This window comes from Methylobacterium sp. J-072 (assembly GCF_022829425.1).
Lineage (GTDB): Bacteria > Pseudomonadota > Alphaproteobacteria > Rhizobiales > Beijerinckiaceae > Methylobacterium.
The window spans coordinates 26,107-47,402 of sequence record NZ_JAKSYK010000154.1; the positions used below are offsets into that span (position 1 = coordinate 26,107).

The 21,296-nt window shown below is 70.8% G+C and carries 23 protein-coding genes; 11 read left to right on the forward strand and 12 right to left on the reverse strand.

Features of this window, described 5'->3' with window-relative positions; genetic code table 11:
- Positions 1-334 precede the first annotated feature (334 nt).
- Positions 335-2,179: an ABC transporter ATP-binding protein gene (locus tag MKK67_RS17935; RefSeq protein ID WP_243966669.1), complete on the reverse strand. Its 1,845-nt coding sequence runs from the start codon at positions 2,177-2,179 to the stop codon at positions 335-337.
- Between the two features lie 164 nt (positions 2,180-2,343).
- On the opposite strand from MKK67_RS17935, the gene MKK67_RS17940 reads away from it, so the two are divergent.
- Positions 2,344-2,820: a ComEA family DNA-binding protein gene (locus MKK67_RS17940; RefSeq protein ID WP_243966678.1), complete on the forward strand. Its 477-nt coding sequence runs from the start codon at positions 2,344-2,346 to the stop codon at positions 2,818-2,820.
- 285 nt (positions 2,821-3,105) lie between these two features.
- Here the strand turns inward: MKK67_RS17940 and trpB are convergent, their stop codons facing one another.
- The 3 genes from trpB to MKK67_RS17955 form a co-directional block, all read right to left on the reverse strand.
- Entirely contained in the window at positions 3,106-4,347 is a 1,242-nt protein-coding gene (gene trpB / locus MKK67_RS17945) for a tryptophan synthase subunit beta (RefSeq protein ID WP_243966820.1), read from the reverse strand.
- Positions 4,348-4,481: 134 nt separating this feature from the next.
- Complete coding sequence (locus MKK67_RS17950; protein WP_279601692.1) at positions 4,482-4,808, reverse strand: DNA-binding transcriptional regulator; 327 nt, start codon at positions 4,806-4,808, stop codon at positions 4,482-4,484.
- Positions 4,777-5,172, reverse strand: coding sequence for a type II toxin-antitoxin system RelE/ParE family toxin (locus MKK67_RS17955; protein WP_243966709.1), 396 nt, complete (start codon positions 5,170-5,172; stop codon positions 4,777-4,779). Before MKK67_RS17955 ends, MKK67_RS17950 begins: the two co-directional genes overlap by 32 nt.
- 284 nt (positions 5,173-5,456) lie before the next feature.
- Between MKK67_RS17955 and msrA the strand changes: the two genes are divergently transcribed.
- Positions 5,457-6,173, forward strand: coding sequence for a peptide-methionine (S)-S-oxide reductase MsrA (msrA, locus tag MKK67_RS17960; protein ID WP_243966717.1), 717 nt, complete (start codon positions 5,457-5,459; stop codon positions 6,171-6,173).
- A gap of 196 nt (positions 6,174-6,369) precedes the next feature.
- Here msrA and MKK67_RS17965 read toward each other — a convergent pair whose 3' ends face one another.
- From MKK67_RS17965 to MKK67_RS17975, 3 genes are all read right to left on the reverse strand, one after another.
- Positions 6,370-7,320, reverse strand: a complete 951-nt coding sequence (locus MKK67_RS17965; protein WP_243966726.1) for a prephenate/arogenate dehydrogenase family protein — start codon at positions 7,318-7,320, stop codon at positions 6,370-6,372.
- A complete protein-coding gene (locus MKK67_RS17970; protein ID WP_243966736.1) occupies positions 7,313-8,428 on the reverse strand; it encodes a pyridoxal phosphate-dependent aminotransferase in 1,116 nt (371 codons plus the stop codon). The genes MKK67_RS17965 and MKK67_RS17970 overlap by 8 nt, the downstream gene beginning before the upstream one ends.
- Positions 8,429-8,526: 98 nt before the next feature.
- Positions 8,527-9,141 carry a LysE family translocator gene (locus tag MKK67_RS17975; protein WP_243966745.1) on the reverse strand — a complete coding sequence of 205 codons (615 nt, stop codon included), beginning with the start codon at positions 9,139-9,141 and terminating at the stop codon, positions 8,527-8,529.
- A 601-nt stretch (positions 9,142-9,742) separates the two neighbouring features.
- Here MKK67_RS17975 and MKK67_RS17980 point away from each other — a divergent pair.
- The 5 genes from MKK67_RS17980 to metW all read left to right on the forward strand — a co-directional run bounded on the left by MKK67_RS17980 (position 9,743) and on the right by metW (position 12,728).
- The gene (locus MKK67_RS17980; RefSeq protein ID WP_243966747.1) at positions 9,743-10,039 is read left to right on the forward strand and encodes a hypothetical protein; all 297 of its coding nucleotides are present in this window, start codon (positions 9,743-9,745) and stop codon (positions 10,037-10,039) included.
- Between the two features lie 143 nt (positions 10,040-10,182).
- A complete protein-coding gene (locus MKK67_RS17985; protein WP_243966749.1) occupies positions 10,183-10,350 on the forward strand; it encodes a hypothetical protein in 168 nt (55 codons plus the stop codon).
- Positions 10,351-10,479: 129 nt separating this feature from the next.
- A complete protein-coding gene (locus MKK67_RS17990; protein ID WP_243966751.1) occupies positions 10,480-10,659 on the forward strand; it encodes a hypothetical protein in 180 nt (59 codons plus the stop codon).
- A 168-nt stretch (positions 10,660-10,827) separates the two neighbouring features.
- Positions 10,828-12,033, forward strand: coding sequence for a homoserine O-acetyltransferase (locus MKK67_RS17995; protein WP_243966760.1), 1,206 nt, complete (start codon positions 10,828-10,830; stop codon positions 12,031-12,033).
- An 8-nt stretch (positions 12,034-12,041) separates the two neighbouring features.
- Positions 12,042-12,728 (forward strand): methionine biosynthesis protein MetW, encoded by a 687-nt coding sequence (gene metW, locus MKK67_RS18000; protein ID WP_243966774.1) that lies wholly within the window; start codon positions 12,042-12,044, stop codon positions 12,726-12,728.
- Here the strand turns inward: metW and MKK67_RS18005 are convergent.
- The 3 genes from MKK67_RS18005 to MKK67_RS18015 are packed head-to-tail and all read right to left on the reverse strand — an operon-like array spanning position 12,725 to position 15,069.
- Positions 12,725-14,089: an ATP-binding protein gene (locus tag MKK67_RS18005; RefSeq protein ID WP_243966783.1), complete on the reverse strand. Its 1,365-nt coding sequence runs from the start codon at positions 14,087-14,089 to the stop codon at positions 12,725-12,727. The two genes, metW and MKK67_RS18005, sit on opposite strands and share 4 nt — an antisense overlap.
- On the reverse strand, positions 14,086-14,748 hold the full coding sequence (locus tag MKK67_RS18010) for a response regulator transcription factor (RefSeq protein ID WP_092043123.1): 663 nt from the start codon (positions 14,746-14,748) through the stop codon (positions 14,086-14,088). Before MKK67_RS18010 ends, MKK67_RS18005 begins: the two co-directional genes overlap by 4 nt.
- 15 nt (positions 14,749-14,763) lie before the next feature.
- Positions 14,764-15,069 (reverse strand): PepSY domain-containing protein, encoded by a 306-nt coding sequence (locus MKK67_RS18015; RefSeq protein ID WP_243966791.1) that lies wholly within the window; start codon positions 15,067-15,069, stop codon positions 14,764-14,766.
- 492 nt (positions 15,070-15,561) lie between these two features.
- On the opposite strand from MKK67_RS18015, the gene MKK67_RS18020 reads away from it, so the two are divergent.
- Both MKK67_RS18020 and MKK67_RS18025 read left to right on the forward strand, forming a co-directional pair.
- On the forward strand, positions 15,562-16,158 hold the full coding sequence (locus tag MKK67_RS18020) for a thermonuclease family protein (RefSeq protein ID WP_243966793.1): 597 nt from the start codon (positions 15,562-15,564) through the stop codon (positions 16,156-16,158).
- Between the two features lie 186 nt (positions 16,159-16,344).
- A complete protein-coding gene (locus MKK67_RS18025; protein ID WP_243966796.1) occupies positions 16,345-16,560 on the forward strand; it encodes a hypothetical protein in 216 nt (71 codons plus the stop codon).
- A 454-nt stretch (positions 16,561-17,014) separates the two neighbouring features.
- Here MKK67_RS18025 and MKK67_RS18030 read toward each other — a convergent pair whose 3' ends face one another.
- Complete coding sequence (locus tag MKK67_RS18030; RefSeq protein WP_243966828.1) at positions 17,015-19,330, reverse strand: lytic transglycosylase domain-containing protein; 2,316 nt, start codon at positions 19,328-19,330, stop codon at positions 17,015-17,017.
- Positions 19,331-19,578: 248 nt separating this feature from the next.
- On the opposite strand from MKK67_RS18030, the gene dapA reads away from it, so the two are divergent.
- Positions 19,579-20,478 carry a 4-hydroxy-tetrahydrodipicolinate synthase gene (gene dapA / locus MKK67_RS18035; RefSeq protein WP_243966804.1) on the forward strand — a complete coding sequence of 300 codons (900 nt, stop codon included), beginning with the start codon at positions 19,579-19,581 and terminating at the stop codon, positions 20,476-20,478.
- 16 nt (positions 20,479-20,494) lie between these two features.
- Positions 20,495-20,968, forward strand: coding sequence for an SsrA-binding protein SmpB (smpB, locus tag MKK67_RS18040; RefSeq protein ID WP_243966813.1), 474 nt, complete (start codon positions 20,495-20,497; stop codon positions 20,966-20,968).
- 15 nt (positions 20,969-20,983) lie between these two features.
- Here the strand turns inward: smpB and MKK67_RS18045 are convergent.
- Positions 20,984-21,296: type II toxin-antitoxin system PrlF family antitoxin (locus tag MKK67_RS18045; protein ID WP_409568415.1), on the reverse strand; the 313-nt coding region annotated here is incomplete at its 5' end.

Here is a 21,296-nt window from a genome sequence, read left to right on the forward strand (position 1 = left end):
CGGTTCAAGGTCCGCCAGATAGCAGGCGCCGCGAAAGGGGCAATCCTCGGACCGAACCGTGTACGGCGATCGCTGTACGGACGAACGGCCTCATCAGGCTCGATCATGCCTGGATCATCCCTGCAATTCAGCGCGACGATCGGCGCGACAAACCACCCCGTCATTCCGGGGCGCCGCAGGCGAGCCCGGAATCCAGAGCCGCCAACGGTGCCGGGACTTGCTCCACCTATGGTTCTGGATTCCGGGCTCCGCTTCGCGGCCCCGGAATGACGGGGTTGATGATCCGGCGGCGTGGATCGTCTCCAACGTTTGTGCGATGCGCCTATCCCGACATTCACCGGTAGCCCTGGGCCTGCAGGGTGAACAGCTCGGCGTAGCGGCCGCCCTGCCCCATCAGGGCGGCGTGGCTGCCCTCTTCCAGCACCCGGCCACCCTCCAGGACCAGGATCCGGTCGGCCATGCGCACCGTCGAGAAGCGGTGCGAGATCAGCACCGTCGTGCGGCCCGCCGACAGCTCCCGGAAGCGCGCGAACACGTCGTGCTCGGCCCGCGCGTCCAAGGCCGCGGTCGGCTCGTCGAGGATCAGGATCTCGGCCTCGCGCATATAGGCCCGGGACAGGGCGACCTTCTGCCACTCGCCCCCCGACAGGTCGACGCCGCCGGCGAAGCGCTTGCCGAGCGGCTGGGCGTAGCCCTCCGGCAGGCGCTCGATCACCGGGGCGGCGAGCCCCCGTGCCGCGGCCGCCGCGATCCGGTCCCGGTCCTCGGCCGCCGCGATCCGGCCGACCGCGACGTTCTCGCCCGCCGTGAGGTCGAACCGGACGAAATCCTGGAAGATCGCCGCGACCCGGGCGCGGAGGTCGTCGAGGTCGTAGGCGGCCAGCGGCAGCCCATCGAGGAGCACCCGCCCCTCGTGCGGGTCGTAGAGCCGGGTCATCAGCTTGACGATCGTGGTCTTGCCGGCACCGTTGCCGCCGACGAGCGCCACGGTCTCCCCGGCCCGCACCGCGAAGGACAGGCCGCGCAGGGCCCAGATCTCGGTTCCGGGATAGCGGTAGCCGACAGCCTCGAACACCAGCCCCTCGCGGATCGGGTTCGGCACCGGGACCGGATGCGCGGGCGAGCGGATCTCCGGTCGGATCGCGAAGAACGAGAAGAAATCGTCGAGATACTGCGCCTGGCCGCTGATCTGGGTGAGGCCCAGCAGCAGCCCCTCGATGCCGCCGCGCAGGCGCTGGAACGCGCCGGCCAGGAAGGCGAGGTCGCCGATCGAGAACGCCCCGGCCACGGTCCGCCAGACGATCACCGCGTAGGCAGCGTAATAGGCCAGGGTCCCGAGGCTGGCGAAGGCGAAGCCCCAGCGCGCCCGGGCGGTGGCGAGCGCCCGGTTCTCGGCGAGCAGGTCTTTCGCGAGCGCGCCGTAGAGCGCGGTGATGTAGCCCGAGAGGCCGAAGAGCTTCGTCTCCTTGGCGGTCTCGACGCTGGCGCCGAGGTAGCGCAGGTAATCGATCCGCCGCCGCTCCGGGCTGCGGATCCAGGCCAGGCGATAGCCGGCCTTGGTGAAGTGCCACTCGTTGAGCAAAGCCGGCACCAGGGCGGCGGCGATCAGCACCACCAGCCAGGGCGTGAAGGCCGCCACCCCGGCGGTGAGCGAGGCGAGCGTCACCAGGGCCTGGAACTGCCCGAACACCGTCCCGATCAGCCCAGTGCGGCCGCTGACCTGCCGGCGCGCCCGCTCCAGCCGGTCCTGCTGGGCGCTGTCCTCGAACTGGGCGAGGTCCAGGGAGGCGGCGTGCGCCATCAGCCGCAGGGAGGCGGCGTTGGCGTAGAGGTCGCCGATCAGGGTTTCGGTGAGGTTGGCCAGCCGGCCGGTGAGGTCGGAGAGGAGGGCCAGCCCGAGTTCGGCCGCCACCAGAAGGGCGAGCCGCGCCCGGCCGGGATCGGCGAGCCAGTCCGAAAGTCCCGCCGCCGGCGCCGGGCGGGCATGCTCGGCCACGATGCCGTCGAGGATCAGCTTGGCGAGGTAGAGCGACAGGATCGGCAGGCAGGCCGCCACCAGGCGCAAGGCCAAGCTCGCCGCGAGCAGGCGCGGGCTCGCCGCGGCGATCTCGCGGAACAGGGCCGGCAGGTAGCGCAGCGCCCCGAGGCGCTCGCCGAGGCGGGCGATCCGAACGCTCACCGGCGGCCGGTCCCGGCGGATCGCCCGTCGATGGTCCGGCCCAGGGGGCTTTCGTCCGATTGGCCGGCGGGTGGGGAGCGCATTATCTGAGGCCTGAAGAGTGTAATTTCATTGCCGAGTGACGCGTGCTGAGTGGTCCTGCAATCCTGAGAATTTCCGTCATCTTGATCCTGGCCGGGATCCTGGCGGCGGTGGTGCAATTCCTGCTGCCGAGTCCGAGCCGCGCCCCCGCGCCGGATCCCGCCCCGGTGGCCGAGGCGCCCAGCACACTCCCTGAGCCGATCGCGCCGCCGGCCCCCCCGCCGGAACCGGCGCCGCAGCCCGTCGCCCCGCCCCCGGGGTCGGCCGCCTCGCGCCCCGCCCAGATGCCGTCCGACGCCCTCGCCTTTCCGTCCGAGCCGGTCCAGCAGGGCCAGGCCGAGATCGACCAGGCCGAGGACAATGCCGGCCCCCGGGCACTCGCCCTCCTCGACCTCAACACCGCCTCGGCGGCGGACCTCAACAAGCTCCGGGGCGGCGGCGCGATCGGCCGGGCGATCACCGCCAAGCGCCCCTACACCTCCGTGGACCAGCTTTTGTCGAAGCGCGTCCTCAGCCGGGGGGTCTACGAGAAGATCAAGGATCAGGTGACGGTGCGGTGAAGTCGGCGCAGTGCGTCTGCGATGTTTTGGATTCAGGCCGTCATCGCGAGCGCAGCGAAGCGACCCAGGGACACGCCACATCCGTTGATCGCGCGCTGCCCTAGGTTGCTTCGCTGCGCTCGCAATGACGATGGGGCTGCGACCCGCATTCCGGCCCTCCCAAACCCACCCCTCATCCTGAGGTGCCGCGCAGCGGCCTCGAAGGAGGGCTCCTTCGAGGGCTTCGCTTCGCTGCGCCGCCTCAGGATGAGGTCGGGGATGGGATAGGTCCCAGTCCCAAAAGCTTCAGAGCTTCGTCCCAAAGATCTCCGCGACTTGCGGAATATCTTTGTCGCCCCGGCCGGACATGTTGAGCACCATCAGGTGATCGGCCGGGCGCTGGGGCGCGATGTCCAGCACCCGAGCCAGGGCGTGGGCCGGCTCCAGGGCCGGGATGATCCCCTCCAGCATCGAGCAGAGCTTGAACGCCTCCAGGGTCTCGGAATCGGTAGCCGAGAGGTACTGCACGCGGCCCATCTCGTGCAGCCAGGCGTGCTCGGGGCCGATGCCGGGATAGTCGAGGCCGGCCGAGATCGAGTGCGCGTCGGAGATCTGGCCGTCCGCGTCCATCAGCAGGTAGGTGCGGTTGCCGTGCAGCACCCCCGGCTTGCCGCCGGTGAGCGAGGCGGCGTGCAAGCCGGACTCGACGCCGTGGCCGGCGGCCTCGACCCCGAAGATCTCGACCTCGCGGTCGTCCAGGAACGGGTGGAACAGCCCCATGGCGTTGGAGCCGCCGCCGATGCAGGCGATCAGCGAATCCGGCAGGCGGCCTTCCTGCGCGAGCATCTGCTCCCGGGTCTCGCGGCCGATCACCGACTGGAAGTCGCGGACCATGGCGGGGTACGGGTGCGGGCCGGCCACGGTGCCAATGCAGTAGAACGTGTCGGCGACGTTGGTGACCCAGTCGCGCAGGGCCTCGTTCATCGCGTCCTTGAGGGTCTTGGTGCCGGATTCCACCGGGATCACCTCGGCGCCGAGCATCTTCATCCGGAAGACGTTGGGCGCCTGCCGGGCGACGTCGACCGCGCCCATGTAGACCACGCATTTCAGGCCGAACCGCGCGCAGAGCGTGGCGGTGGCGACGCCGTGCTGGCCGGCGCCGGTCTCGGCGATGATCCGCGGCTTGCCCATGCGCCGGGCCAGCAGGATCTGGCCGAGCACGTTGTTCACCTTGTGGGAGCCGGTATGGTTCAGCTCCTCGCGCTTGAAATAGACCTTGGCGCCCTGCCCGGCCGGCGCCTGGGCGCGCAGGTGCTCGGTCAGGCGCTCGGCGTAGTAGAGCGGGCTCGGCCGGCCGATATAGTGGGTGCCGTAGCTCGCCATGTCGGCCGCGAAGGCGGGATCGACCTTCGCCGCCTCGTAGGCCGCCTCCAGCTCGAGGATCAGCGGCATCAGCGTCTCGGCGACGAACCGGCCGCCGAAGATGCCGAAGCGGCCGCGCTCGTCGGGGCCGGTGCGGAAGGAGTTCGGTTCGGGGGCGATGGTCACGGGCAGGTCCTTCCGGACGAATTCGATCTGTTGCCGGGTGCCTAGACCCATGCGGGCGCCGCCGCAATGCGGCCTCCCGCCCGCCTAACCCATGCGAGCGGCGCCGATAACCGCGATCGCGGGGTCTTCGCGCCTCACAGGATGGCGTCGATACCCTTCCGGCTGGCCAGGGCGAGCAGCTTCAGCGACGGGCCGCCGGGCTTCTTCTCGCCCCGCTCCCATTTGCTGACCAGCGACGTGGTCACGTTGAGGGCCATGGCGAAGATCGCCTGGCTCATCTGCGCGGTCTCGCGGATGGCGCGGATCGCCTCCGGCTTAAGGTCTTCGACCGGCGTCAGGCACGACACGTCGAACCGGCGCATCGTCGCCTTGTCGATCGCGCCGGCGGCGTGGAGATCCTGGGCGATCCGGTGCGCCGACCGGAGCGCGTCACTGCGGTATGGCGTCTTCACGCTTCCCATCGTCGATCCGTCTCCAGCTTTGCGCGGCTGCGACCCGTTCCAGCGCCTCGTCGCTGAGGCCGGCCAGGGTCGCCGCGAGGTCGCGAAACACCTGCGTCTCGGTCTTGGTCAGGTTCGCCTTGGTGTTCTTGGCGAACAGGTGCAGGAAGATCGCGATCCGCCCGCGTTCGTAGACGATGATGCTGCGGAAGCCGCCGGAGCGGCCCTGTCCGGCGCGCGGGATGCGCTGCTTGATCAGTGCCAGCCCGAGCCGCGCATCGATCAGGTCGCGTTCGGCACGGGCGACCGCCTCGCGCAGATCGTCGTCGGTCGCCTTCTGCTTCGCGGCCCGTTTCGCGACGTCGAGCGGCAGGAAGATGCGCATACGATGGCCTCGCGGGGCGCGGCCCGCTCCAGCATGTGCTCATGTCCTGCTCCCGTCGGCTTGCGCCTGCCTGTCCTGCTGCGTGCCCCACGCGTCCCCAAACCCATGATCCGGCAAGTATGGTACTTTGTGCCATGGTTCAAGGCATGGGCTGTCGCGGCCGGCCGCATCGGTTGGGCAAGCTATGGGAGCCACGGTCCGCGTAACCGGGGCGCGACCGGAGGCGAACAATCCAGTGCAATCAAGCCGCGCGTTTCGCAGGGCGCATCTTGCAGGAGGACAGCATGGCTCTTCGCACTACGATCCGCCCGCTCCTCGGGGCGGCCCTCGGGCTCGGCCTCGCCGGGGCGTTGCTGCTGCCGCGCCTGGCCGCCTTCGCCGAGGAGGCGCCGCGCCGTCTGCCCGAGGCCGCGACCCAGGCGGGCGAGGCGCCGGGCGCCCGCGTGGCGGTGTTCGCGGGCGGCTGCTTCTGGGGCGTGCAGGGCGTGTTCCAGCACGTGCGCGGGGTGACCGGCGCGGTCTCGGGCTATGCCGGGGGCACGGCCGCCGACGCGGATTACAACATTGTCAGCCGCGGCGGCACCGACCATGCCGAGGCGGTGGCGGTCACCTACGACCCGGCCGTGATCCGCTACGACGAGCTGCTGCGGATCTTCTTCTCGGTGGCCCTCGACCCGACGCAGGTGGACCGCCAGGGGCCCGATAGCGGGCGGCAATACCGCTCGGCGCTATTCCCGCAGGATGCCGAGCAGGCCCGGATCGCGCGAGCCTACATCGCGCAGCTCGAGGCGGCCAAGGCCTATGCCCGGCCCCTCGCCACCCGGATCGAGCCGGGCGCGGCGTTCTACCCGGCGGAAGGCTACCACCAGGATTTCATGGCCCAGCACCCGAGCCACCCCTACATCGCCGCCAACGACGCGCCGAAGCTGGAGGCGCTGAAGCAGCTGTTTCCGGAGCGGACGGCGCCGCAGCCGGTGCTGGTGAACCGGCCGCCGGCGTGAGCCGGGGCGCCGCAGGCTGAATGGCCATCCCACCCGCGCCCTCATCCTGAGGCGCGAGCGCAGCGAGCCTCGAAGGAGCCCTCCAGCCGGCCGCGCGATCCCTGGAGGCCTCCTTCGAGGCCTCCGCTGCGCTCCGGTACCTCAGGATGAGGCGGGTTGGGCGGGATGCCCCGTTCGGTTGTATCCCGCGCGCGCCCTACGCCTCCGGCGGCCGTGGCCGGCCGAAATCCGGCGCTGCGGTCTCCTGGCCCTGGGCCACGATGCTGCGTCGGATCGCCCGGGTGCGGGTGAACATCGCGTGGAGCGCGTCGCCGTCGCCCCAGCGGACCGCCTTGGCGAGCGCCGAGAGGTCCTCGTTAAACCGGCCGAGCATCTCCAGCACCGCCTCGCGGTTGTTGAGGAAGATGTCGCGCCACATGGTCGGGTCGGAGGCGGCGATGCGGGTGAAATCCCGGAATCCGCTGGCCGAGAACTTGATCACCTCGGACTGGGTCGCCGATTCGAGGTCCGCGGCGGTGCCGACGATGTTGTAGGCGATCAGGTGCGGCAGGTGGCTGGTGATCGCCAGCACGTGGTCGTGGTGCTCGGCGCTCATGGTCTCGACATCGGCGCCCATGCCCGCCCACAAGGCCCGGACCCGCGCCACCGCCGCCGGGTCGGTGCCCTCGGGGGGCGTGAGGATGCACCAGCGGCCTTGGAACAGGGTCGCGAAGCCGGCATCCGGCCCCGAGAACTCGGTGCCGGCGATCGGGTGGCCGGGGACCAGGGCGACGCCCGCGGGCAGGTGCGGCTGGATCGCCGCCACCACGGCGCCCTTGACCGAGCCAACATCTGACACGATCGCGCCGGGCTTCAGGTACGGCGCCAGTTCGGCCGCCGCCGCCCCGATGGCGCCCACCGGCACGCACAGGATCACGAGATCGGCCTCGGTGGCGCCCTCCTGCGGGTCGCCGGTGACGCGATCGGCGATGCCGAGCTCGGTGACGCGCGCGCGCACGGCCTCGTCCCGGTCCAGGGCGACGATCGTGCCGGCGAGATTGTAGCGGCGGGCGGCCCGGGCGATCGAGGATCCGATCAGCCCGAGCCCGACGATGGTGAGGCGCCCGATGGGCGGGGTCGCGGCCCCAGGGGCGTGCGGTTCAGGCATGCGCGCCCCGCACGAAGTCGCCGAGCGCCGCCAGGAAGGCCTCGTTGGCCTCGGCCCCTGCCACCGTCACCCGCAGGGCGTTGGGCAGCCCGTAGGCGCTGACTCGGCGGGTGATCAGCCCGCGCTCGGTGAGGAAGGCGTCGGCGTCCGCGGCCGAGCAGCCCGGCGCATCGGGGAAGTGGATCAGCACGAAGTTGGCGACGCTCGGCGTCACGGTCAGCCCCAGCGCCCGGGCGCCGTCGGTGAGTTTCGGCAGCCATTCGGCGTTGTGGGCGGCGGCCGCCGCCATGTGCGCCTCGTCGGCGATGGCAGCCGCGCCCGCCGCGATGGCCGGACCCGAGACGTTGAACGGGCCGCGGATGCGGTTGACCGAATCCGCCACATGGGCCGGCGCCAGCATCCAGCCGATCCGCACGGCGGCGAGCCCGTAGATCTTCGAGAAGGTCCGGGTCATCACGACGTTCTCGAATTCGAGCGCGAGTTCGAGCCCGGCCGAGTAGTCGTTCGCCCGCACGTATTCGGCATAGGCGCCGTCGATCACCAGCAGCACGTTGGACGGCAGGCCGGCGTGCAGGCGGCGGATCTCGTCGAACGGCAGGTAGGTGCCGGTCGGGTTGTTCGGGTTGCTGACGTAGACGATCCGGGTCCGCTCGGTGACCCGGGCCAGGATCGCGTCGACATCGGTGGTGAGGTCGCGTTCCGGCGCCACCACGGGCGTGCCGCCCGAGGCGTTGATCACGATCGGGTAGGTCAGGAATCCGTGCTCGGAATAGATGCCCTCGGCGCCAGGCCCGCAATACGCGTAGGAAAGCAGCGACAGCAGTTCGCCCGAGCCGACGCCGCAGACGATCCGCGCCGGATCGAGCCCGTAGCGTTGGGCGATGGCCGTGCGCAGGGCCGTCGCCTGCCCGTCCGGGTAGATCTCCAGCTTGGCGGTGGCCTCGTGGAGCGCTGCGAGCGCCACCGGGCTCGGGCCGAGCGGAGTCTCGTTGGCCGACAGCTTGTAGACCTTGCCGCCGCCGGGCCGCCCGCTCTTGCCGGGCACGTAGGTGTCGATCGCCAGGACGCCGGGGCGCGGTTCCGGACGGACGGGGGTGGAGGCGGACATGGCAGGGCGACTCGGATGCGCGTGCGAATTTTCGTTTGCCGGGTCCGTCTACAGCATTTCCTCTTCGGGTGAAGCCGGAGGGGCCGGCCCTGCGCGGCTCACAGGAGTTCCGCTGCGGTCTTGGCGGCAAAGCCGACCAGGAACACGGCCATGAAGAGGTCGATCAGGCGGTTGTGCCGCGCGTAGAAGGTCCGGACCGCGCCGCGACCGAAGATGAAGGCCACGCCGGCATACCACGCGCACTCGAGCGAGCTGCACAGCGCGACGATTGCCGCCTTCTCGGGTCCGCTTCGCTCGACCACGAGGAAGCCGGTGAAGATGCTCACCATGAACGCGATCGTCTTGACGTTGCCGACATTGGTCAGCGCCCCGATCCGAAAGGCGTTCCAGAAGCGCGCCTCGGGCCGCGGCTCCGCGCCCGGCATCGCCGGGGTCGAAGGCTTGAAGGCGTCCCGGGTCAGGAGGGCGGCGATGGCGATCAGATACAGGGCCGCTGCGGCGCCGGCGACCTTGTCGAAGGCGGGGATCTCCCGGATCAGGACGGAAAGGCCGGTCACGGACGCGCTGGAGAAGATCAGTCCGACCAGGACGATCCCTGCCGTCGCGCCCAATCCGGCCCGCACCGAGCCCGACGATGCGAAGCGCGTGACCAGAAGAAAATTCGGCCCCGGGCTCATGACGGCCAAGATGTAGATGAGTGCGGCGGCGAACATGTTTCGTAGTTCTATCTTTGAGTAGTATCGGCCGATGATGTCCTATCCTCGACCTGATCCTGAGGTGCTTGCGTACGGCGCAAGCCTCGAAGGAGCCCTCCAGACATCGCGCGGCCGGCTGGAGGGCTCCTTCGAGGCTCGCTTCGCTCACACCTCAGGATGAGGGAAGGGAGCGGGATATCCGTCGGTGTCATGACGGTTTCGGTCGTGGGATTCGCCGCGCCCTTCCCGTTATTGCCAGCGCAGCGAAGCAATCCAGCGCGCGCGTGCTTGGAATGCTATCTTATTCTGGGCATAATCCTGCGTCACGGCACGATATATCTATAAAAAAGGAAATTTTGAACATTAAAATCTATAATAATACATGAAACTGGAATTGACGTGATGCGGGATTGCTGGTGCCGATCGATCTCCCATCGTTCATCCGAACGTCGTGTTTGAGTTCGAGGGCGACGATGGTGCGGCAGGGGATTTGATTTCGAGACCTGCGGCCCTTGGAAGGCGCCGTCTGACCCCGGGCACACCCGAGCGGCGGATACACGTGAGCCCGGCTCCGCCCTACCTCAAAGGTCCGCAACTGGACTGTAAAAGGACGGATCCCATGCCCCTCACACGTTACCTGGATGGCGGCGCCCATATCCTGCCCGCCGACGAGAGCCTGATCCGGTTCGCGATGACCAACGGCGAGCGGGTGATCGGGATCGACGTGCCGATCCCGGTGCTGCGCCAAAATTTCGGCGCCGGCGCCGACATCGCGCCCCTCGACCTGTTCGCCAAGAACCAGGCGGCGATCGAGGCCGCCGCCAGCGCCGCCTACGACAAGACCGAGACCCCGAACGACCTCCTCGACATGGGCCCGGAGGATTTCGAGACGCCCCCAAGCGCGGCCACGCTTTAGAGCCCGGCGAAGCGAGGCCCCGCGCCGCGGCAAAGCGGCGACGCGCAAATGCCGCGGGGCACTCGCCACGTTTCGGCCTGTTGATCCAGGAGAAGGGGCCGCGTCGGGCGCGTCGCGCCCCGCGTTCCCCTGGACGGATCCATATGCCCGGCGACCTGATCCCCTGCAGCCTGTTCCTGATCGGGATCTTCACCTCGGTGGCCGCCGATTGTCGAATGCGCCGGGCTGACGCCTCCGCGTGGACGAACGGCTGCATCACCGCGGTCGGCGCCGCCATGGTCTTTTTCGCCTGCGCGGTCGCCATCCGCTGAGGGCTTGCCCTGAAAGCGACACCCCGCCTTCACGATGACGTGCCGGAGGAACCGGCAGGCCCGCTTCACACTTCACCAGCCGTGATCCTGGGCCGCGTTCCGCGGCGCGGCCGGCTCGGTGAGGTTCCCATGGTTTCGATCCAGGCGATCGTCGGCTGCGCGCTCGTCCTGACCGGGCTCTGCGTCGAGAGCGTCGCGAGCCGGAGCTGGCGCGGCGGCGTCCGCGCCGACCGGCTGGACGCCCGCGCGGCCCTGGCGCTCGGGCTCCCGGCCCTCGGGCTGGCGTTGATGGCGGCTCCGCTCGCCTGAGCCGGAGGCGACCCGGCATTCCTGCCCATACCGGGCGCGTTGACGCTCGCCCCCCGGAGCATTACCTCCCGGTCTCGCTGGCCGCGTCGGGCGAGTGCGGCGCGTCACGCGGCACCGCGCTCCCTCGCCACGGACCGGGATCGCCGACAGACGGTCGTCAAGTCCCGCATGGATACCCAACCGGATACCGCGCTGCGGCCGGACCCGATCGACGAGACGGCCGGGCGCCTGTCGGAGCCCTCGCAGGCGCTCGACCCGAAGAGCCTGGTCATGCGCTTCGGCGCGGATACGCCGCTGCTGACCGATGCCGGCGTCGAGCTCGCGCCCTTCCAGATCGCCTACCAGACCGCCGGCACCCTCAACGCCGCGGGCACGAACGCGGTGCTGATCTGCCACGCGCTCACCGGCGACCAGTATTTCGCCCATACGCATCCGCTCACCGGCAAGCCGGGCTGGTGGGAGACCCTGGTCGGCCCCGGCAAGCCGGTGGACACCGACCGCTACTTCGTCGTCTGCTCGAACGTGATCGGGTCCTGCATGGGCTCCACGGGCCCGGCCTCGATCGATCCCGCGACCGGGCGGCCCTACGGCCTGAACTTCCCGCTGGTGACGATCCGCGACATGGTCCGCGCCCAAATGATGCTGCTGGAGCGGCTCGGCGTGCGCGACCTGTTCCTGTGCATCGGCGGCTCGATGGGCGGGATGCAGGTGCTGCAATGGGCGGCCCTGTACCCCGAGCGGGTCTTCGCCGCGATGCCGATCGCCACCGGCCCGCGCCACTCGGCGCAGAACATCGCGTTCCACGAGGTCGGCCGGCAGGCGATCATGGCCGATCCGGCCTGGGCCGACGGGCGCTACCTCGAGGCGGGGACGCGCCCGTCCAAGGGGCTCGGCGTCGCCCGGATGGGCGCGCACATCACCTACCTGTCCGAGCCGGCGCTGCACCGGAAGTTCGGCCGGCGGTTCCAGGGCGGCTCGGCGCCGACCTTCTCGTTCAACGCCGACTTCCAGATCGAGAGCTACCTGCGCCACCAGGGCCTGAGCTTCGTCGAGCGGTTCGACGCCAACGCCTATCTCTACCTGACCCGGGCGATGGATTATTTCGACCTCGCCGAGGACCATGGCGGCGCGCTGGCCAAGGCGTTCCAGGGGATCAAGACCCGGTTCTGCGTGATCTCGTTCACCTCCGACTGGCTGTTCCCGACCTCCGAGTCGCGGGTGATCGTGCACGCGCTCAACGCCGCCGCGGCGCCGGTCGCCTTCGTGGAGGTCGAGACCGACAAGGGCCACGACGCCTTCCTGCTCGACGAGCCGGCGATGTTCTCGGCCGCCCGCGGTTTCATCGACGCCGCCGCCCGGGCGCGCGGATTATGAGCGGCTCGATGCTGTTCAAAGGCTCTCCGGGCAACACCGCGCCCTGGCAGACCACCGACGCCCTGCCCCGCACCGCCGAGGGCAACGGCGCCCGGGTCGACCACATCGTCGTGCTGGGCCTCGTGCCGCCGAGCGCCCGGGTGCTCGATATCGGCTGCGGCGACGGCTCCCTGCTGGCGCTGCTGCGCGACCGCCGCAGCATCGACGGGCGCGGGATCGAGCTCTCCCGCGACGGGGTGAATGCCTGCCTCGCCCGCGGCCTGTCGGTGATCCAGGGGGACGCCGACACCGACCTGGAAAATTACCCCGACGACGCCTTCGACGTGGTCGTGCTGTCCCAGACCATCCAGGCGACCCGCAATCCGCGGATCGTGCTGGAGCACCTGCTGCGCATCGGCCGGCAGGTGATCATCTCGTTCCCGAATTTCGGGCATTGGCGGGTCCGGTCGGAACTGGCCCTGCGCGGCCGGATGCCGGTCACCGAGATCATGCCGGATGCCTGGTGGGAGACGCCCAACATCCACCATTGCACGATCCGCGACTTCGTCGGCCTGTGCCGCCTGATCGGCGCGCAGATCGAGACCGCCACGGCGCTGGACGCGAGCGGCCGGCCGATGCGGTTCTCGATGCCCTGGTGGGTGTGGAACCTGTTCGGGGCGCAAGGGGTGTTTCTGCTCCGGCGCGGGGCGGATTAGCGCCCCGGCCTTCCGCCGCCCGCTTGCTCCGTCCAAGTCAGCGCGGCCCGCAACCCGCCCATCTCCGAGCGTCCGAAGGCGAGCTGGGCGCCCGCGGCCTCGGCCACGTCCCGGGCGATGGCGATGCCGAAGCCGGTGCCCGGGCGGCTCTCGTCCCAGCGCTGGCCGCGGCCGATGCCGGCGATCGCGGTCTCGCTCATGCCGGGGCCGTCATCCTCGACCGTGAGCCGCAGGCCGCCGCCATCCGCCGCCCCGGCCACCCGGACCCGCCGGTGCGCCCACTTGCGGGCGTTGTCGAGGAGGTTGCCCAGCACCTCCATCAACTCGCCCTCGTCCCCCGGATAGGCGAGCGCCTCCGGCACGGCGACCTCCCAGGCCAGGGAATCGCCCTCCGGCAGCCGGCGCATGGTCGCGACCAGCCGCTCGGCCACCGGGGCGACCCGGCAGGTCCGCCGCCGCAGGTCGCCGGCCGCCGCGATCCGGGCACGGGCCAGCGCGCGCTCGACTTGGCCCGCCATCGCGCGGGCCTGCTCGGCGATCTCCGCCGACAGGCCGGGATCGGCCGGCCCGGTCCGGCGCGCCAGGGCGTCGAGCACGGCGAGCGGCGTCTTGAGGCCGTGGGCCATGTCGGCCGCCGCGGCGCGGGCCCGGACCAGGGCGCGCTCCTGCGCGTCGAGCAGCCGGTTGAGATCGGCCACCAGCGGCCGGACCTCGTCGGGGAACTGCTCGGGCAGCCGGGTCCGCGTCCCGGCATGGACCGCGCCGAGATCCTGCTGCAGCACCCGGAACGGCGCCAGCGCCCGGTGCACGAACAGCCACAGGGCCAGGGTCAGGACCACGAACAAAGCCGCCAGCGCCGGGACCAGCAGGCGCAGGAAGGTGGCGCGGCTCGCTGCCAGGTCGCGCCGGTCCTCGGCCACGATCACCCGCAAGCCGGTCTCGGCGCCGCGCGGGCCGATCTCCAGGGGGCGGACGATGGCGATCAGCCGGCCGCCATCCGGCCCGGTGGTCTCCAGGGTCACCGGAGCGTCGCCGGTGGTCGGCCCCAGGTCGAGGCGCTTGTCCCAGAGGGAGCGCGAGCGCAGGACCTGGCTTCCCGCCTCCACCTGCCAGTACAGGCCGCCATAGGGCGTGGCGAAGCGCGGGTCCGGCGGCTCCCGGGAGACGGTCGGGCTCCCGTCCGGGGCGAGGTTGACCCGGCCGGCGATGAGCTTGGCGGTCCGGTCGAGCTCGTCGGCGGTGCGGGCGTCGAGCACCTGGTCGAGGATCACGGTGAGGCCGGCGCCGGCGAGCAGCAGCGCGAGCGCGATCAGGGCCGCCGCCGCGAGCCCCAGCCGCAGCCGCAGGGAGTCGCGCCTCACGGCGCCTCCGGGACGCGGTAGCCCTGGCCGCGGCGGGTCTCGATCACCCCCGGCCCGAGCTTGCGGCGCAGGCGGGTCAGGAGCGCTTCGAGGGCGTTGGCCTCGCGCTCGGTGCCGACCCCGTGGAGGTGGTCCAGAACCTCGCCCGCCGGCACGACCTGCCCCTGCCGGTGCAGCAGGAAGGCCAGGAGCCGGTATTCGAGGGCGGTCAGTTCGGTCGGCCGGCCCGCGACGCTCACCGCCCGGGTGCGGGTGTCGAGTTCCACGTCCCCGGTCCGGAGCACCGGCGAGGCGTGGCCCGCGGTGCGCCGCAGGATCGCCCGCAGGCGCGCGACCAGCTCCTCCATGCGGAACGGCTTGACCAGATAATCGTCGGCGCCGGCATCGATGCCCTCGACCCGCTCGCGCCAGCCGTCCCGGGCGGTGAGGATCAGCACCGGCAGCGCCACCTCGGCCGTCCGCAGCCGGCGCAGCACACCGAGCCCGTCGAGGCGCGGCAGGCCGAGATCGAGCACCATGGCGTCGTAGGGCTCGGTCTCGGCGCGGAACCACGCCGCCTCCCCGTCCGCGACCACGTCGGCGACGTAGCCGGCCTGTTCGAGCCCGTGCTTCACGTCCGCGGCGATGCGCGGCTCGTCCTCGACCACTAGGACGCGCACGGCCGGCTCCCGCCCTCAATCATCGTCGTCCTCGTCCAGGATCTTGAGCGAGCCGGCATCGACCTTCACGGACCGGCGCTTCCCGTCGGCGCCGAGGATGCGCAGCTTGTACAGCCACTGCCCGTCGTCGCGCTTGAGATCGACCGCCACCACATCCCCCGGCACGGCCGCGCGGGCGGCGCGCAGGACCTCGTCGAGGGGACGGATCTCGCCCTTCTCCAGGGCGCGGCGGGCGCGGTCGGCATCCTCGGAGGCGCGGGCCGGCCAGGCCGCGCAGGTAAGCAGCAGGAGCGCGGCGCGGCGGGACGGGGGCTGGATCATGCGGGCTCGGTCATGACGAGGCTCCTGGCATCACACGTTTCCGGATGAGACGCTGGTCCCCTCCCCGCAAGGGGCTAGCGGATTCACACATCGGGATTGTTCTGCGGCAAGCCTCTGAAACACCAGGCGTTTCCCCTCCCCCTTGTGGGGAGGGGCCAGGGGTGGGGGTGGTGCAGGATCGAACGTCACGGTGCCTTCTGAGCCACCCCCACCTCCAACTCCTCCCCGCAAGGGGGAGGAGAGCGCGTTGCGCCTTCCAGCAGCCAATGTGTGAACGTCGTAGCCCACAAGGGAGAGGAGCGCGCGTCGCGGCCTGCACAAGGCAACATTGGGCTGGGTCAACCATGACGAAGAGAGGTGGGGTCCGGCCCTGTAAAGTCATCCCGCATCGCATGGCGCGAACAGCCTGACGGGAGGCTGACAGGCCCCGTCAGGGTCGCGGGGCGGGGTTCCGGCAGAAGGGGGCCAGACCTCTTGCGGAGACGCGATCCCATGTCCCTGATCCTCGGTGCCCTCCTCGCCTGTGCCGCCGGCCTCGCCGGCACCCTCCTCTGCCCCGACGAGTCCGCCGCCCGGCGCTCGCGGCTGCCGCTGCTGGCGGTTTTCCTGGCCGGCGGCCTCGCCTGGCACGCCCCGGCCCGGGCCGGCGAGGCCCTGCACGGCCCGGCCCGGGTGCTCGACGGCGGGACCGTGATGGTCGGCCCGCACCGGGTCAGCCTCTACGGCATCGCCGCGCCCGATGCCGACCAGACCTGCTCGGACGCGCAGGACCGGCCCTATCCGTGCGGCCGGGACGCGGCCCGGGCCCTGGCCGACCATATCGGCACCGAAGCCATCACCTGCGAGCCGCGCGGGACGGACTCCGAAGGCGCGGTGGCGGCGCTCTGCCGGGTCGGCGACGAGGATCTCGGGGCCTGGATGGTGGCGCGCGGCCTCGCGGTACCCGATCGCACGGCCGCGCCGACCTACACGGCGGCCGCCGACCGGGCCTGGGGACGGCGGCTCGGCCTGTGGTCCGGGGTGTTCCAGGACCCGGCCGAGCGCCGCGGCCGGCGCGCCGACGCGGCCGGGCTCCGGAATGCGGGATGAGCCGCGGCGTGAGTGTCGGGCGAGCCGATGGCGTCCGCCGGGACGCTGGCGGGCTTGGTCTGCCACAGATCGGCAGATGGTATTTCTTAGAAACCTATAAAGATAGCAGGATTGATTTTTTATTCAATTTTATATAATATAAAACTGGTTAAATTATACCGTATACTGGTAAGGGGATCGTCCCTCATGAGCGGTACCGAGAAGCCGGGGACCCAGACCTTGCTGACGCTCGCCGACATTCTCGGCATCCCGGTCGACCGCTTCTTCAACGGCGACAGCGGGTCGCTCGGCACCGCCGACATGCAGGAATGCCTGCGGCTCTGGTCATCTATCAGGACCGACGCCGGCCGGGAACGCGCCCTCACCGCCCTGCGCGGCATCATCGAGGACGAGCAGGGCTGAGAGGCGCGAGCGCTGGTTGAGAGCGGGGTTCTTTCTACGGATGAGGGCCGCGGCTGAAGCACGCGCGTTCCCTCCCCCGCAGAGGCTACGATGTTCACACATCTGCGGACGAAGCGCGGGTCCCCTCGCCCCGCTTGCGGGGAGAGGCCCGCACGGACCTCGTCGTCCGTGCGGGAAGCGCAGGCGAAGCCGGAGCGGCGGTGAGGGGGCGGTTCAGGACGAGGCGCGCGTCCGGAACCGCCCCCTCACCATCGGCTGCCGCCTCGCTTCGGCGACGACGAGGTCGCCGAAGCCCTCTCCCCACGAGCGGGGCGAGGGGATACTCGCACCAAGGCTGGAGCCGAAGCACGGGCCGTAATCGATCTGTGAATCCGCTCCCCCGCAGAGGGGGGAGGGAGACGCGCTGGCATCAGGTGCGTGACCATCGCACCCCGCGCGGCGAACGCCCGATATCCTACCGCGCCCCGCGGTGGAGATCCCCGTCGATCAGCAAGGCGCTGCGGCCGTCGAGGCGGGAGCGGTAGACCTGCAGGTTCTCCATCACCCGCTGCACGTAGTTGCGGGTCTCGGTGAACGGGATGCGCTCGACCCAGTCGATCACGTCGACCTCGCCCTTGCGCGGGTCGCCGTAGGCGTCGATCCACTTCTTCACGTTGCCGCCGCCGGCATTGTAGGAGGCGAAGGCGAGCACGTAGGAGCCGCGCCAATCCTCCATCAGCTCGCCGAGATGGGCCTGGCCGAGCTTGGCGCAGTAGGCCGGGTCGCTGGTCAGGCGGTCGACGTCGAAGGACGTGGCGACCCGGCGGGCGGTGCGCTGGGCGGTGGCCGGCATCATCTGCATCAGGCCGCGGGCGCCGACGCCGGACTGGGCCCGGGGGTCGAACTGGCTCTCCTGCCGGGCGATGGCGTAGACCATGGCCCGCTCCACCTGCGGCACCGCCGAAAACGTCTCGTAGGTCGGGATGCCGATGGTCGGATAGGCGTGGGCGTCGAGCGGCAGGCCGCGCTGCACCGCGAGCTTGCCGATCGCCACCAGGGCGCGGGCATCCTTCATCTCGGTGGCGAGGTCGCCGAGCGCCTGGATCTCGCGCGGGTCGCCGAGGTCCCGGGCGGCATCGATGTAGAGCGGCAGCGCCAGATCCTTGAGACCCGCCTCGCCGAGCATGCGCAGGGCCCGGATGTAGAGCCGGTCCTCGAAGGCCTGCCGCTCGACGCCCTCGAGATCGGCCGGCGCGCGCAGCGGCAGGCTGGTCTGGCCGAGCTTGGCCCGGGCCACCTGGCCGTAATAGGCGATCGGCTGCAGGGCGGCCCGCTCGTAGAACGTTTTTGCCACGTCGTGCTGGCCGAGGGACTCGGCCGCCCGGCCCTGCCAATAGGCGGCGCGGGCGAGCGAGACCGGGCTCTCGGCGATGGTCGCCATCCGGGCGAAGTGCTGGGCGGCGCTCGCCGGATCGCCGGCGAACCGCAGGGCGATCCAGCCGGCGTGGAACTCGGCCTCCAGGCGTTTCTCGGGGGTGCGGGCCGCATGGCCGCTCGCCACCGTGAAGGCGGTGCGGGCATCGCCGAGGTCGAGGAGCTTGCGCGCCACGATCCGGCGCTCGACCCACCACTCGTCGCCGTCGACCAGCACGTCCGGGTTGACCGGCGCGGTGGCGAGAACCGCGGCAGCCTCCTCGGGCTTGTCGGCCCGGCGGAAATACTGCGCCCGGGAGAAGATGTAGGAGGCGTCGCCCCGGAGCGACGGCGGCACCGCCGCGAGGGCGGCCGGACCGCCGGCCTTGTCCTCCACGGCCCGGCGGGCGCGCACGAGGCTGGCATAGCCGCCGCCCGCATAGCCCGCGGCCCGGCCGGCGCTCTCCCAATCGTCCTTCAGGAGCGCCCGCTCCATCCGGTAGCGGTGGTCGATGCGGGTGAGCACCCCCGGGAACGCGTCCTGGACCTTGGCCTCCAGGCTCTTCCCGAAACTCTCGGTGCGCCACAGGTCGTGGACGATCTCGGCGGCGTCGCCGTCATAGCCGTCGGCCCGCAGCGCCAGCGCCAGGGCGAACTTGCCCGGCGCGCTCACCGGCTTGGCCGTGGCGAAGAAGGCCCGGACCAGGACCGGAGGCTTGCGCTCGGAGAGCAGCGCCTCCTCGGCCCGGCGGCGCAGCAGCGGCCCGGCCGGCCAGGTCGGGTTGGCGCGGGTGAAGGCCACCGTGCGGGCGAAGCCGATGCCGGCGCCAGCGCGGATCGCCACCCATTCGAGCAGCGCCCGGGCGGCGGGGTCGTTGAAGCCGTCGCGCATCCGGTCGCCGTCGGCGACCCGGCCCTTGCGGTAGAGGTCGATGGCGCCGCGCAGCAGCGTGGGATCGGTGTCGCCCGAAATTTTCGGCTTGCCCGGGTCCGGGACCTCGGGCACTGGCGCCGCCGGGGTCACCGCCGCGTCGGGCAGCGGGAAGGCCACGGGGGCGTCGGGATCGGCCGAAGCATAGGCGGTGGCCGCCGCCGGGATCTTGCCGGCGGCCTCCTCGCCCCGGTCGGAGCCCTTGGCGGTCTGGGCCGGGTCGAGCTTCAGGGCGTCGGCGGTGACCGGATCGGCGACCGTCTCGGCCTCCGTGCTCCGGGTCTGGGCGGGCGACAGGGCGGCGTCGCTCGAAGGCGGCGTCGGCTGCGAGGCGGGCGCGTCGGTGCCGGCTTGGCCGGCGAGCGCGACCCCAAGGGTCGTGACAAGCGTCGTGACCAGGGCCGCCGCCGCCAGGGGCGTGCGCGTCGAGGCCAGCGCTCGGATCAGGGGACCTCGGATCGACTGGGCTCGGATCACGTTTCCCCCCTTCTCACGACCGGAGTGGAAAGAAATGAAGATCGGCGCGGGGGCATTAAGAACCCGTAAACCGTGACCACGATCTGTTTGCGCACCGTGGCGCGACCTTCTATGTCTGCCCGTCCGCGGCCGAAGGGCGCGCGGGACGCACGGGCCCGAGAACGCCGGGACCAGCCCATCCGCCGAGACCCCAGCTGATACTTTTCGGGACGCCTGAGATGACCGAGATGACCGGGAGCCGCCTGCGGGGCTCGCTCACCGCGCTTGTGACGCCGTTCCGCGACGGCGCCTTCGACGAGGCCGCGTTCCGGACATTCGTGCGCTGGCAGATCGAGCAGGGTAGCCACGGCCTCGTGCCCACCGGCACCACCGGCGAGAGCCCGACCCTGACCCATGCCGAGCACGACCGGGTGGTCGAGGCCTGCATCGACGAGGCCGGCGGCCGCGTGCCCGTGGTGGCGGGCGCGGGCTCCAACTCCACCGCCGAGGCGGTGGCGCGGGCGCGCCACGCCGAGCGCGCCGGCGCCGACGCGGTGCTCGTGGTCACGCCCTACTACAACAAGCCGACGCAAGAGGGCCTCTACGCCCACTTCAAGGCCGTCAACGACGCGGTCGGCATCCCGATCATCATCTACAACATCCCGCCCCGCTCCGTCGTCGACATGAGCGTCGAGACGATGGCCCGTCTGTACGAATTGAAGAACATCGCCGGCGTGAAGGACGCGACCGCCAAGATCGACCGCGTCAGCCAGCAGCGTCAGGCCATGGGGGCGAACTTCCTCCAGCTTTCAGGCGAAGATGCGACGGCGCTCGGCTACAACGCCCAGGGCGGCCATGGCTGCATCTCGGTGGTGGCCAACGTGGCGCCGCGCCTCTGTGCCGATTTGCAGGAGGCCTCGCTCGCGGGTGACTACGCCAAGGCGCTCACCATCCAGGACCGGCTGTTCCCGCTCCAGAGCGGGTTGTTCGCCGAGGCCAATCCGTCGCCGGCGAAGTATGCGCTCGCCAAGCTCGGCCACATGACGGAAGAACTGCGCCTGCCGCTGGTGCCGGTCTCGAACGCGACCCGGGCGATCGTCGACGCGGCCCTGCGCCACGCCGGTCTGCTCGAAGGCTAAGGAGAATCCCAAAAACATGGCCCCGAAACCGGAGCCCAGTCGGCGCGTCGTCGCCGACAACCGTGCCGCGCGCTTCCACTACACGATCGAGGACACGCTGGAGGCCGGCATCGCCCTGACCGGCACCGAGGTGAAGTCCCTGCGCGGCGGCAAGGCGACGATCGGCGAGGCCTATGCCGGCCCCTCCGGCGGCGATTTGATGCTGTTCAACGCCTACATCCCGGAATATCTGGAGGCGAACCGCTTCAACCACGAGCCCAAGCGCCCGCGCCGCCTGCTGCTGCACCGTCGCCAGATCAACAAGCTGATCGGCGCGACCCAGCGCCAGGGCTACACGGTGGTGCCGCTGAAGATCTACTTCAACGACAAGGGCCGGGCGAAGATCGAGCTCGGCCTGGGCAAGGGCAAGCAGGCCCACGACAAGCGCGAGGCCGCCAAGGAGCGCGACTGGCAGCGCGACCGGGCGCGGCTGCTGCGGGACCGGGGGTAAGGCTTCGGAGGCGAGTCAGGTCCAGGAGCGGGCGCGTTCGAGGCGGCTTCGCGCCGTCGCGTCGCTCGGGAGCGCGCTATCCAGATCAGCTGCGATGCCCTCGACCAAGGCTGCAGCGCGCTGGTAGAGCTCTTGATAGACTGGCTTGACGGCCTCTGGTCGCGACTCGACGTCCTGTTCGAGTAGGGCAAGAAATGCGTCGCGCGCGGTTCGCGGACCCAACTTTGCCATCGCACGCTCCATATCACGACCGCGACGATGATCAGCCGCCGGTGTGGTCCGGTTTCCGGTTGATCGCTTCGAAGCCATTTCGTCATTGCGAGCGCAG